Here is a 13,570-nt window from a genome sequence, read left to right on the forward strand (position 1 = left end):
ATTACTTTAGTTAAATGATTTCCAAAACCCTCCTTTTGTATCTATAATAGACATAATTTCTTTGTAAGGTATTTTAAAAGTAGGAAATCCCGCTGCATAAGGGGCAATTTCATAGGGTTCAAAATAAATATACAGTGCATCTTTTCCTACATAAAATGGTTGATTTTTCTTTATACCCTTAAAAGCATCTGGGAAAACATAAGAATACTGTTCATCGTGTTCTATTTGATAATTTATAATATCACTTATAACTTTTACATAATCACTATCCTTTTTAAATAAATCCTCTAATTCATAAAATCTTCCACTAGTAAGATCTATATGAGGGTATACTTTTGTAGGTATACCATGTGCTGCACCAAAATAATACATATAACCATTAAGTTCTAAGACTAATAAATTCTTTTTAAAAAATTCTACTAAAAAATCTCCAAAATAATTATAGTCAAGTTGTGCATTGGCTGGTATATATTTTACATTAGAAAGTTCTTGTAATTTTTTATTTACTTCTTTTTCTTGACTATCTTCCATACCTGAAATTTCAGGATAATATACTAAATAGTCTTTATTTGGTCTATATTTTTTCTCTAAAATTTTATATTTATTATTAAGTGGAATTATTTTATTTTGTTCCCAAATTACTCTTCCTGATTTGTCTAAATAGGATACTCTAAAGTCTACGTAAGCTTTAATTATATCTTTTTTAAATTCTAATGTACCGCTTCCCTTTACTGTAGGTAAATTTTTTACCCTAACTCCTTTTTTATCAATGAAAAATGTATCTTTATTATTGTAAGCTGAAGCCAATCCATTTTTGTAATTTGAAACTCCATAGTAAATAAAGTCTGTAAGGAAATCCCCATTAATATCCCCAATTGCATATTTAGAACCTATATAAGGTTTATCTTCTAAAATAGCTTTTCCAACAGCTAATCTACCTTCTCCTAGTCTATCTATATTATTGTATTTAGGCTCAATAACATATTTTCCATTTCTATCTATAAGTCCAAATTCATTTCCATAGTCCTCAGAAATATTCACTACTGCCCTTCCTTCGTTAAAAGACATAGCCTGTGTAAAACTAGGTTTTATAACTACATTACCTGCTTCATCAATATAGCCCAATTTACTATCTAATTTTTCTTGGAATGCTAATAGCCCCTCTCCAAAACTTCCAACTACATTATATTTATAAGTATTTAAGGTTTTTCCATTTATATCTATAAGCCTAAATTCATTTTCTTTAACTTTAACTACAGCCTTTCCATCACTAAAATCACTAGCAGTTTGGTATTTAGCAGGTATTATTTCCTTTCCTTGTCTATTTAAATATCCATAAAAATATGATCCATTTTCACTAGGAACACCAAATACAGCTCTTCCGTCTTTATAGTTTCCTATATAATTATAAGCTTTTGAGGTAAGTTCATTTCCTTTTTCATCTATTACTTTAAATCCTTTAGAATCCATTGCTATAGCCCGTCCTTCTGAGAATTGTGAAATAGATTCATACTTAGGTTCCACCACATATTTTCCAGATTGATTTATAATACCATAAAGGTTGTTTAACTCAACTATAGCAAGGCCATTATTTTGGAAATCAAAAGCTTCACCATACTGAGGTTTAATAATTAAATCTCCTTTACTATTTATATATCCCCATAAAACTCCCTTTACAGTTTTTATAGATGCCGGATATAAGCTAATGGATTCATCTTTACAATTTAGTTTATTTAATAAGTCTTTCTTTAATTCAATTAACACATCTCTAGGTGGATATTCAAGATTTAAGTCTATAGCTTTATTAATTGAAACCAAAGCATCCTCATACATACAAGCTTTAAATTGAGCATCTGCAAGATAGTACCAATAAAAGGCTGCATCTGGCATTTCTCTTACTCTTTCTTTATAATATGCCACTACTCTAGGAAAATAATAAGGATATACATCTTTAGCAGGAATTAGCTCACCATTTTTAAATCTATACACTTCAACTTTATAAGCTTCTCCCGTATCATGAACCCACAGTGCTATTTCACATATGCCATCATAGCCATTAAATCCTTTCATATCTTCTACTTGGATTTTACTATAATAAATATCATTTTTAAGTAGGTTTTTATATCCTTGTGGCGTCCACTGTATTATATTTAATTGCCACCAAATAGCTCCAACTTGCCATCCTACAATTAAACTGTTTATATTTATTTCTGTAATCCTTGCAATATCTAAATAATTTATACCATATCCTGTACCCTTTATATTAGCTACTACATACCAAAGATCTCCATGCTTTTTCAATATAAGGATATAATTTTCTCCTTGCCATTTGTAGCCTATAACTATTTCTAATGCTTTATCTCCATCTAAGTCACCTATGCATATTGCCGGTTTTTCATAGGGTGCTTCTAACATTATAATTTCTGCCCCTGGTGGCAAACAAGTTTTTATAAAATTCGAGAAATTTATTTTATACTCCATATCAAAATCCTTTACAATTACTTCAGAAATATTATATGCAAAATTTTTTAATATGTGCAAACTACAATATGTTTTTAAATTCTTACTAATATATTATTTATATCTTCACTTACCTTTAATCTTTCTTCATAAACCCATTCTTCATCAAAAGGCAATTTAAGAGCCTTTGAAAAAGAATAGTAAAGGTTCATATTCTACTTCTAAAGGTATATTCCTTTTATATTCTTTAAATTCATATTCATCCTGACAATCCTCTATTATGTCCATTATAAGTTCTTTAGCATTTAACGCCCCACATATATGTATTTCCTCACAATTTAATCCTAAAAGAGCTCTTGTCCAAGCTGCTCCCCTTTCATCATCATTTATCATTTGAATTTCATCTATTACAGCTACGTCATAAATTTCATTAATATCTAATTTTTCTATAGTACAAGAAATATGAGTAGCATTATCTATCTTTATTTCTTCCTCACCTGTTAGGAGGTTACATTTTATTCCTTCTTTATTTAATCTTTCATAATTTTCTAGTGCTAATATTCTAAGAGGAGATAGATATATTCCACGCCTTCCCTGTTTTAATCTTTGCATTGCATTATAAGTTTTACCAGTATTTGTTTCTCCTAAATGAATATAAAATTTTCTATTAAGCTTTCTAGCTTCTTCATATTCATCCTTGGGGTTTTTTGGAAATACCCTATCAAATTCTTTAAATATTATTTTTGGAATATGGCTTGTTATTAATACACTCATAATTCCAGACTTTAAATAAGCTTCATAATTATCTCTTACTATTTCGCTAAAAGTAAATTCTGTATTATTTTTTCTATTATAATTCTCTATAATCCTTATGGATATATCTTCCAAAAGATCTAAATATCTTTCATACACCCTATTAAAATCTCTAAAGTTTTCATTTTTAAATTCATTTAATACTTTTATCTTTTTTCTAACCGCTGCTTCATGATCCCATAGAGCATTGTTTTTAGTATGCTTTACTATATTCTCCATTTGATCTATTTGATGTTTTATCTTTCTAAAGTTTCTTTCCATTGTTCTTTTTTTCATAATACTCCTCCGATATAAAAACACATTCTTAACTTTTAATATCCCCTATTACTCTAATAATACCACCATTTCAAATTTTTATCCGATTTTATTATAATGAATAAATCTATATTATATGAGCAAAAATAACTTATAAAAGAGGTAAAATATGATTAATGAAGATGAATCCAAAATACAGCAATTTGGTAAAAACACACCACTTACAAGAGCTGCACAACCTGTAGAATTAGCAGGTGCATATGTGTATTTAGCATATAGTGATGCATCCTATGTTACTGGAGAAATAATACATGTAAATGGCGGAAAATTTGTAAGTGGATAAAAAAACTATCTTTATTAATGTTTTAAAAAAATCATTAATAAGATAGTTTTTTACTTTATTTATTCTCTATATTATGGCCCTTACACCATCTTCTGCAAAAATCTGCTTTCTTGCCGCAGACAACCCTTTCTGAACCACATTCAGGACAAGTGTACTTATCTTGTTTATAATTTATTTCATAAATATTTCCACAATCTAAGCATCTATACTTACATAGTTTCGTAGTATAATGTCCTCCTGTAATTCTTATAGCTTTTCCTTCTGTTAAGGCAATGGCTACTTTGTTTCGTGCAGCATCTATAATATTTTGAAGTATATTGTAACATAATTTACCACCACTCCTTTTAAATGGTCCACTTTATTCTTTATTATATCAGTTACATGATTATTTGTCTTACTTTCAAAGAATTTTTCCCGCCATACCGTAGTCTATATTCTCGAGATATATCTTTAATGCAAAAACTCCTCTCCATTAAATAAAAAAAACCCATGATAAGACCTATCAGTCCTACCATGGGATATATTCTATAGTTCTACTCCATCTTTTTTAAATACTTTCTCATTGTTTTTCCTATTTTCAGTGAATATTTCATTAAGTATTGCATCGTAATAATTCCCTTGATTCCAAAATACCTTTTCTGCATTTCTTTGTATCCCATGGACTTCTATATATTGTCTACAATCAAATAACAATGCCTCCTCTCCTTTTACCTCTAATACAATGATGGCATCTCACTGAGGTTGGTTGGTAGACCAAAAATTATACGATGATTGATGTGTTGCACCCATTTATTCACCAACTTCTATTTATAATCAAAGCCAACTTGCCAAAAAGCCATATCTAATACTTTCATTTGAGGATATTCTAATTCCCTTTCATCCGATATAACTTTTCTAATATTCTCAAGTTCAGTTTTGTTCTCTTCATAATATTCCGCTAACCCATGGATAGAACATTTGTTCAATAACTGAGTGGTAATATTATACTTTCCTACACCTATTTTAAAATACTCATCATAAGCGGGAACACACCCCATTGTACCTAATAGTACTTTTGTTACAAGGGTATCTGAAATTTCTGTATTTACTTCTCTTATGTTCTTTCTTTTTTCCCCATATAATTTTTTAATGTTTTTTATCAATTCTATTAATATTTCAATATTCCTTTCGTTTTTCAATTTCAAATAATCTATTTCCCAAAGCTCATCATAGCGAGGCTTAAATAACTCCTTGATTATATCTATATGGACTCTATAATCCTTCTGAAGCAAGAAGCTAGATCCTCTCAACATGCCCCAGGATGCTAGATAAAATCCTAAATGTAATGAAAGGTAATCAATATCCTCATCATTTAAATATTCTTTTTCATGTGCCTCAATAAACTGTTTATAACAATGCTCCCAGGATAAATACCTTGCATTTTTATCTGATTGAAGCTCAGAATAATATTTATTAATACTATTTAATACTTCTTCTATTGGAATATCAGGATCTTTCTTTGTAAAGCTCATATTATTTGTTTGCTCTATTAACATAGGTTTGTTTTTTTCAGCAATATCCTTTCTATTAATCTTTATAAAAGTTGCTCTCCGACCTTTTAAATTGAGGTCTGTCATTTTATAGCCGTTTTCATTCCAACATTTTGGCAACATATGTGTTTTAGATTCATACCAATATGCTGGATACTGATATGCAGAATTGCTAAGTTTTTGCCCTATTATCCTTTCAATTTCATTAAATGTTAATGTTATTTCATCCGCTTTCAAATTTGAAAAATATCTATTCAAATCTGCAAATTTACTCCCTCCACTCATAACTATACCCCCTTTAAAATATACAAGGTTCCATATTATCACAATATCCTTATATTTAATTGTCTTAGTTTCTTCTCTTGTTCGTCATCTATAGACTTAGTAGCAATACATAAAAAATCTTCAGCTCTACTAAATGCTACATAGTATAACCTATAATCATCTTCCTCGCTATCAATATCAGGATTTATTATTGCATCTATTTCATTAATATCATCAAAATAAACTAACACTGATTCAAATTCTGTTCCCTTTGCCTTATGTATCGTTCTGATATTATCATTTCTAACTTCTCTTATATTTAAGCTATTTACTAATTCTTTTACCGTTACTTTCTCTGATTTTACCTTGAATTTACCTTTTCCCGTTAACCTCTTAAGATGAAAATCAAACTTAATGAAAAAATTATATAGTTCTTCATTATAAAATTGATATAGATTCTTGTCCAAGTGCATCTCATAATTGTTTATAAGAAATTCCAATAATTCCAATGCATAACTCCTTTTAAACAACTTATTATTTATCTTTGAATTTTTAAAAGGTTCTTTTAGATATCCTTCTTGATTTGTTTTGAATATTTTTAAAACTTCTTTTACAGCCATTTCATATCTTGTATCAATTGCATATCCTTGTGCAACAAATATGTAATTTAAAAATTCATATCTTTTATAGTCTAAAAAATATAATTCTTCCCAAATTTCATAATTATAATTATAGTTATTGATACAAGCTTTAAGTTTAGTTACTTGTTCATTTTTTCTTGTTAAAAAGCAGCATCTATCATTTAATTCTAAAAGTTGCCTTTTTAATTTAAATTTATTTATGATTTCTAAAGGAGTTTTCCCTATTATTAGGCAAATATCATTCCCAATAACATTTCTATGATAATTTTGATGAAATTGATCTTCACCTCTTAAATAGTTTAGGAAATCAATAATCTTATTAGTACTCCTTCTATTGCTATTCATATAATAATTCTTTTGCTTAGGTAGTTCAAAATCTAAAAAATCTTGCCTTTCGGCACCAGCAAACTTATAAATTGATTGCGCTGGGTCTCCTATTACACCAACTACTACACCCGAATCAGCTAATAATTTAATTATCCTCGTTTGGATTGGATTTGTATCCTGAAATTCATCTATAAAAACATATGGATATCTTGCTCGAAGAAATTTTAAAATTATTGGATGATTTTCTAATAATAGATACGAAAAATATAAAACATCCTCATGATGTATTGTTCCTTCATTCCAATATAGCTGTTTATATGATGGAAAATACTCTTCTTTAATGAAGTATTTTCCTACCTTTCTTTTATAGACATCTTTTGTTGTTAGTACTATTTCTTCCTCTTCAAATATCCAATCCAAACTTTTTAAACAATCATTTAATTTCTTGTCATCTGTTATTATACCATAAAGATTATTTTCTTTTTTCCAAATGTTTATTTTCCCACTACTGGGTATATGATCATCATGACCATCCATTTCCTTATAATTTACCAATGACTTTCCTGTACTATCTTTTAATAAATAAATATAAGGTTTTACTATATTCTTATATAAAAAACTGTGTATAGTTGATACTTCTACTTTGTTTTCCATTATTTCAAGTCTTTCCCATATCTCATCTACAGCCACATTTGTATAGGTTATGCATGCTATTTTTGATGCACTTAAAATTTTTGTTGAATTTTTTAATACATTCCTAATATGTCTTACTAACCAATATGTTTTTCCTCCACCTGGTCCAGCTATTATTTTAAAATTTACATCTATATCTTCCAAGGCACAGTCTGATGTTATACATTCAATATTATTCCTTGCTATCATTCTTGCTCCCCCCTCAAGTTACTTACAACACACCCAATCTATAGCATATTTAATATGTTCAGGTAAATTAAATATTTCTCTCTTATCGCATTTCAGATTTTCCTTTAATTTCTCAGCAAGAACAAATGATGCTTCTCCCTTCCCATCTTCTACATGGTTTAGATATGATACTGCTTTTTTAATTTTTTCTTTATCAACTTCTTCTATATCTAAATTATTTATATCTTCTATTTCAATTATTTCAACTTTATCATCAAAGATTAAGGTAGAAGTGCTATTTGCATATGCTAAGTCATATTCCAACGTCTTTCCTTTGCCTGTATTATTATAGAAGATTCTTACATTAGTACTATCTTTACAAGCATCTAATAAATTAGTTACTACTCCAGATACCTCCTTGTATTTATATTTATCTGGTTCTAAATACAATTCATAGGGATAGCAGCTTCTCCATGTTCTTTTTTTACCCTCTTCAACTTTTATCTTCTTCCTTGATGGATCTGTGTCCACAATGCAAGATACTCTTCTTTTTAATGCAAACTTTTTATTCTCTTCTTTTATACCTGCTCCAAAAATTTTAATAAAATGTTTAAATGTTACCCCATCAACTCTTACAATTGATACATGGCTTTGCTCAAAATTTTCATATTCATATTCTGCTAATATCGGGAACAACATTAGCTCTGCTAATCCTTCACCAAATATAATTCCTTTTGAAAATAGCATTGTTGATTTGGTTGCATCAAGATATCTTTCTACGTATTTTTTTGATTCTTGATCTTCCTTTGATCCAGAAAAAACTTTAGCAGGATAGGTCGCAACTATTTTCCCCTTTTCGCCAAGATCCATACATATTATTGGATCTAATCCAACAGCAGATGTAATATGTGTTGAGTGGCTTGTTATGAAAATTTGTCTACTTATGTTTTGGTTATCTATTTCATTCTTTAAAAATCTCAGAAAGCTATATTGTAATGCTGGATGTAAATGAGCCTCTGGTTCTTCAATTAATAAAACTGGAAAAATCTTTGCATTTTCACCCATCTCTGGAGATGTAATCATTTTAAATTTTGATAATACCAAAGATATATAAATTAGATTATTATACCCCATACCATTATTTACAACAGGTATTTCTATTCCAGTTTCCTTCTTAATCATTAATTTTAATACTGATATAACATCACTTTCTTCTAATCTACCACCTAATAATGGTTTTCCACCAACTGTTGCACCTGTTTCCTCTGCAAGTTCAAAAATATCACTTACCTCTAATCTTCCTACCATATTTGATACAATTTGATTTGCACTACTATTAAATTTTTCATTCCTTTTCTCTTGTTCTTTGTCCTTTTTTTCTTGATCAAGCCCTTGCAAATCAGAGTCTACAAAATAGCTCAATACTTCTTTTAACAGTGCATTTTTACCCGTATACATCTTACTTTCTACATCCCTTAATGCATCTAATACCTCACAATGAAATTTATCTAAATACTCTGTCTCCGCTTTATTCTTACTAGCAAGATTTCCACCATATATTCTTGACACGTATTTTTTTAAATGTTTTTCTAAGATAGACCATTTTAGTTTCTTTTTTTCATTGTTGTTTTTATCTAATTCGTCTACTCTATTAATATCTTTAGCGTAATCATTTATACTTGTTTCTGGCAGGAAACACTTATATGTTAAAGTAGCTTCCCAAGGTTCCTCCAATTTTGTCAACCAATTCGCAACAACTGCTTTATCCTCTAAACTTTCATTTTTTGTTCCTCTTATAGTGGCGATAATAGTAATTTCAGGAGGAACTTCATTAATTTCAACCTCCCTATTAAAATCATCAATTGTTGGCTTTGAATTAGAATCCCCAAAAATATATTGTAATGCTTTTATTAATGTCGTTTTCCCTCCATTATTTTCACCTATAATTACATTTAGCCCTTCATTGAATTCTACTTCAAAGTAATCAAAACATCTGAAATTTTCAATTTGTAATTTAGATATATACATAATAGCTATCCCCCTTACTTTTCTTAGTTACTTGCATTATAATACATTTAATATTTATAATCATGAAAAGTAAGGGGTTTTAGCTTTAGAATTTATATTTTCTAAAGTCTAATTTTATTGCACAAAAGGACAATTATATAACAGCTACCCCAATATAATCCTCTAATCTTCATCTTCCATCCCTAACTCATCTTCTTCAAATTCCACATTATACTCATCTCCATAATCCAGCTCATCTTCATCATATTCATCATCAAAATTCTCATGTTTAGGCTTATAAATCTTAAAGTAATATCCTCCACCACCTACAATTCCTAAAATTAACAGTACAAATATAAAGGAAAGTTAATATATCTTCTGTATTCCAATCATATTTGATTTTTGTACATTTATCGCTGTTGTTCAAAACTATTATTTCTAATAATTATTTATTAAATCTTATAAATCAACGGGCTTAGTACCTTAAAAATTTTTAGGTGTTAAATCTCTGTGTATTTTACGTATTTATATCTTTCTCCCAATTATATTATCTTATATTTCTACAACTTACTTTTTTTATTAAAATTAATATATAAACGTCCATATTTTTATCTTATTGGTTGTAGTGTTCAACTCCTCAATTAATAATTTATTTATAGTATATTTTCCGCAGCAGGGGTAAATTTATTTCTATAATTTTAATAATGAATTGTCAATATTGCTCATTAAATATGCACTCTCCTAACTTTAATATTTTCCTTTACAAATCTTAATTTTTACTTATGCTAACGATATTATTTTAATGTAATCTATTATTTGTTTTTAAGCTATCTCTATTTAATATTTTTATTGTTTTTATATCTTTATAATTCTGTAAAAAACTAAATTGGTTATTGCATTTCTTACATTGACCCAACCCATAACAAATAGTTTGCCACCCCATTTTATTTATTGATAAGCATATTTTATGGTTATATAGGTAAATTAACATTGGACAAAGGTATAGTCATTGAAGTTTTTATATTTATATTTATCTATAAATGGATAAAAAGCACTGCAAATTATAAACGTAATATGCACATGCTTATTAATAAAGATGGAAAACCACTTTTTTGCACTGCTAATTACACAACTTTAAATCACTTTTTTTAATAATTTTTACTTTTATAAGGGGATGCTTTTTAGTTTGTTTTCCTTCCACCATATAAGAAACACAATTACAATTATCATTATAGAAAAATCCAGAATATCTAAAAGCATCTATGATATATTTAAACTCAACATTATCTACATCAAACAAATAAGGTGAATATAACGAGAAAATAATAAGCACTGCGTTTTCGTTATATTTAGGCTTATTTTTCATTCAATTTATTCCCTCTATAATTAAGCGAAGGACCACATTTTTAACTTTAGAAAATTCTTTAACAGTATTAAATTTCAGATATGAGACAAAGTTTAATTCCATAGAAAAAACTTCTGTTTATTCATTGTAAGAACAGTTTGGAATAAGAGGTTCCAGCACACTGGTAATAGTTTTTTTATCATATGGAATAAGTTCATTTATAGCCATAAAACTGCGAAGAAAACTAACTTTAAGAAGCTCTGTTTTAACACAAAAGTTATGAAATAAGTGGATATCTTCTTTGTTTTTAGGTGTTAAAAATGGTTTTTGATTTAATTTCTCCAATTCATTAATTAAAGTCATTTCCTTAGCATAAATATTGAATAATTCTTCAGTATTATCAACATTATCATTAGTTAATTTCAAGTGTAATGAAGGTAGTTGCTTATCACTTTTTATAACTGTATTAATGAAATATTCTAACGATAAGTCTGAATTATTAATTAAGGTATTTAAATTTTTAAATTTAATATCATCTTTAAAAAAATCTAAAAAATCCTTATCTTTAGGCATATTTACATACTCCTTTCAATTTGATAATCATCTATATTTATATATAGAAAAACAATAAAAAAATGTAATACTTATTTTGTATTACAAAATCCATTATTATCTTCTACATTTATTGAGATAATAGGATTTAAGTTATAATACAAAGGAAGTATTACAAAAGTTAAAAATAAACTGTATAATCGTTGATATTTAAGGATTACCTTTGTATTACATAAATAATATTACATAAACAATATTACAAAAATCTATAAAAACTATGAAAAGCATTGATATTAAAGATAATGTACAGTATTACAATTAAAATATAATTTTCGGAAATAGCATATTAAAAGAGCTACATTACAATTTCAGTATTACAAAATCGATAAAAAATAGATATTTTCATTGAGATATAAGGGTTTGCATTGTAATACAAGATAAATATTACAAAAAACAAATTTAACCTGGGTAGCAATTGATATATAAGGATTTTACTTGTATTATAAAAAATTACACAAATAAAAAATCAACTCATAATGCGAGTTGATTTTTTACATTTAAATACATTCTATAATACCTATAAATTAGATTTTTATAATATTAATATTTTTCTTTTTATTTTCCATTACCTGCGACATCCCAAAGAGTTATTAATCCTAATAATTTCTCATTTTCTTTTCCATTTTGAGTTATAAATATTGCAGAAATTCTCTTATTATTTTCAAATTCCTCTCTAAAGATATCTTCAATCTCTATTACTGTTATATCTCGTGGAACAAAGACAAATATTTCACTTACATGATTGTGAATTGGAATAAAATCTATAAAATCACTTATTTTTAATTCATCATCAATAATTACATTTTCTTTTTGAGTAATATAAGAAAATATCGTGTTCTCACTAAATACACCAATTAGCTTGCCATCTTCAATTATAGGTACATGGGTATATGTCTTTTTATTCATTACTTTCATTACTTCTAAAACATTTGCATCAAGTGTTGTTGTATACATATCATCTTTTAATACTGCTATTGAATTAATAGCTAACGTTGGATTAAGTACTTTTTCTAATAAGTCTTGATACTTAGAAACAATTATTTCATGGGGTTCTGCTAATGGATCTGATATTCGTTTTTCTGGATTATGTACAATAGCATTTCGTAATCTTGCATATTTTTTTAAATCTTCACCATAACATTTGAAAACATTCTTTCCTTTCCTAGCCATTTTATAAATTAAATCAGTATGTCCTACATAAGTATCTTCTTTAAGTTCTTTTCTCATGTAATCATCAAGTTCATTATAAATGGCTAAAAATTTTTCTGAATTGGTCATTTCCCTAACCATTAATATACCCTCCCAAAACACTCATATTTAACATAATAGTTTACTGTTATCTAAACATTAATGATTATTCCTTATAATACATAATATACCAAATAATAAAGTTTTTCAATTAATTAGTATATAAATATGTAGTTTTTATCATAAATCAATAAAAAAATCACAATTTTTTTCTATATAACTGAAAATTAATTTTAAATTGTAATAATAATAAATTAACAAATCAATCTTATTTTCATATTTTAAATATTAAGTATATTAATTGGGAAGGGGAACTAGAAATTTGGCCAGAAAAAATAAAATTAAAAGTGTTGTAGTTCATTATCCATCAGTGGAAAATGAAGAAGAGTTTGAGTTAAGAGTTGCAAATGCCATGGCTAAAGTTCTATGTAAAAATTATCCTCCAGAAATAATTAACAAATTAATAGACGAACTAAGATAAATGGAGTAAAACATAGGACATGTATAGACATGTTTAAATATTAATGCCCCTCTGCATATATAGAGGGGCATTAATATTACCTGCTGAATGTATTTTATTAGACATTAATAGTGTTAAAAATTTCCATGTTCCCAGATTTCACTTTTAGGAACGCCAAATTTTGCTAGAACTTTCGAAACCGCTTCCTCCCTTGGTATTTCATTATCTATAAGAATTAAAAATTCCCCGATAATTTTAATCCATTTAAGTATAGACGCCATAAATCATATCTGTACTTTTCTTATTTTGTCTAAAATACAAATCAAAATCTATTGGTAAATACTAATGTACAATTTTGATTTACTATATATACTATCATGCCATGATTTTTACATAACTGTTTAT

At 27.4% G+C, this 13,570-nt stretch carries 10 protein-coding genes and 3 pseudogenes; 2 read left to right on the forward strand and 11 right to left on the reverse strand.

The window, feature by feature from the left end:
- Positions 1-6 precede the first annotated feature (6 nt).
- The 3 genes and pseudogenes from CKV72_RS05705 to CKV72_RS05710 form a co-directional block, all read right to left on the reverse strand.
- A complete protein-coding gene (locus CKV72_RS05705) occupies positions 7-2,481 on the reverse strand; it encodes a WG repeat-containing protein (protein ID WP_169712386.1) in 2,475 nt (824 codons plus the stop codon).
- Positions 2,482-2,555: 74 nt separating this feature from the next.
- Positions 2,556-2,672: an SUV3 domain-containing protein gene (locus CKV72_RS12110; protein WP_114648759.1), complete on the reverse strand. Its 117-nt coding sequence runs from the start codon at positions 2,670-2,672 to the stop codon at positions 2,556-2,558.
- Positions 2,668-3,549, reverse strand: a pseudogene (locus CKV72_RS05710) (DEAD/DEAH box helicase); the annotation flags it as partial. The gene CKV72_RS12110 and the pseudogene CKV72_RS05710, both read right to left, overlap by 5 nt.
- Positions 3,550-3,709: 160 nt before the next feature.
- Between CKV72_RS05710 and CKV72_RS05715 the strand changes: the two are divergent.
- A pseudogene (locus CKV72_RS05715) lies at positions 3,710-3,871 on the forward strand (SDR family oxidoreductase); the annotation flags it as partial.
- A gap of 55 nt (positions 3,872-3,926) precedes the next feature.
- On the opposite strand, the pseudogene CKV72_RS05720 reads toward CKV72_RS05715, so the two are convergent.
- The 8 genes and pseudogenes from CKV72_RS05720 to CKV72_RS05755 all read right to left on the reverse strand — a co-directional run.
- A pseudogene (locus tag CKV72_RS05720) lies at positions 3,927-4,181 on the reverse strand (DUF134 domain-containing protein); the annotation flags it as partial.
- Between the two features lie 215 nt (positions 4,182-4,396).
- The gene (locus CKV72_RS12115) at positions 4,397-4,564 is read right to left on the reverse strand and encodes a hypothetical protein (protein ID WP_157726541.1); all 168 of its coding nucleotides are present in this window, start codon (positions 4,562-4,564) and stop codon (positions 4,397-4,399) included.
- A gap of 110 nt (positions 4,565-4,674) precedes the next feature.
- Complete coding sequence (locus CKV72_RS05725; protein WP_242955748.1) at positions 4,675-5,637, reverse strand: DUF7662 domain-containing protein; 963 nt, start codon at positions 5,635-5,637, stop codon at positions 4,675-4,677.
- 86 nt (positions 5,638-5,723) lie between these two features.
- Entirely contained in the window at positions 5,724-7,514 is a 1,791-nt protein-coding gene (locus CKV72_RS05730; protein WP_095177725.1) for a UvrD-helicase domain-containing protein, read from the reverse strand.
- A gap of 18 nt (positions 7,515-7,532) precedes the next feature.
- Positions 7,533-9,521, reverse strand: a complete 1,989-nt coding sequence (locus tag CKV72_RS05735; protein ID WP_095177726.1) for an ATP-dependent nuclease — start codon at positions 9,519-9,521, stop codon at positions 7,533-7,535.
- 1,099 nt (positions 9,522-10,620) lie between these two features.
- On the reverse strand, positions 10,621-10,866 hold the full coding sequence (locus CKV72_RS05745; protein ID WP_095177727.1) for a hypothetical protein: 246 nt from the start codon (positions 10,864-10,866) through the stop codon (positions 10,621-10,623).
- Between the two features lie 117 nt (positions 10,867-10,983).
- Positions 10,984-11,418: a hypothetical protein gene (locus CKV72_RS05750; protein WP_095177728.1), complete on the reverse strand. Its 435-nt coding sequence runs from the start codon at positions 11,416-11,418 to the stop codon at positions 10,984-10,986.
- A 594-nt stretch (positions 11,419-12,012) separates the two neighbouring features.
- Positions 12,013-12,747, reverse strand: coding sequence for a CBS domain-containing protein (locus CKV72_RS05755; protein ID WP_095177729.1), 735 nt, complete (start codon positions 12,745-12,747; stop codon positions 12,013-12,015).
- Positions 12,748-13,027: 280 nt separating this feature from the next.
- Here CKV72_RS05755 and CKV72_RS12120 point away from each other — a divergent pair, with 280 nt between their 5' ends.
- The gene (locus tag CKV72_RS12120) at positions 13,028-13,186 is read left to right on the forward strand and encodes a hypothetical protein (protein ID WP_157726542.1); all 159 of its coding nucleotides are present in this window, start codon (positions 13,028-13,030) and stop codon (positions 13,184-13,186) included.
- The last annotated feature ends 384 nt before the right edge of the window (positions 13,187-13,570 follow it).

Origin of the sequence: Clostridium cochlearium, from assembly GCF_900187165.1 — a bacterium.
In the GTDB taxonomy this organism is placed as follows: domain Bacteria; phylum Bacillota; class Clostridia; order Clostridiales; family Clostridiaceae; genus Clostridium_G; species Clostridium_G cochlearium.

Coding starts and splice junctions, on each gene's coding strand:
- CKV72_RS05735 (WP_095177726.1), bottom strand. CDS start 9,521: ATGTATATATCTAAATTACAAATTGAAAATTTCAGATGTTTTGATTAC.
- CKV72_RS05730 (WP_095177725.1), bottom strand. CDS start 7,514: ATGATAGCAAGGAATAATATTGAATGTATAACATCAGACTGTGCCTTG.
- CKV72_RS05745 (WP_095177727.1), bottom strand. CDS start 10,866: ATGAAAAATAAGCCTAAATATAACGAAAACGCAGTGCTTATTATTTTC.
- CKV72_RS05705 (WP_169712386.1), bottom strand. CDS start 2,481: ATGGAGTATAAAATAAATTTCTCGAATTTTATAAAAACTTGTTTGCCA.
- CKV72_RS05750 (WP_095177728.1), bottom strand. CDS start 11,418: ATGCCTAAAGATAAGGATTTTTTAGATTTTTTTAAAGATGATATTAAA.
- CKV72_RS12110 (WP_114648759.1), bottom strand. CDS start 2,672: ATGAACCTTTACTATTCTTTTTCAAAGGCTCTTAAATTGCCTTTTGAT.
- CKV72_RS05755 (WP_095177729.1), bottom strand. CDS start 12,747: ATGGTTAGGGAAATGACCAATTCAGAAAAATTTTTAGCCATTTATAAT.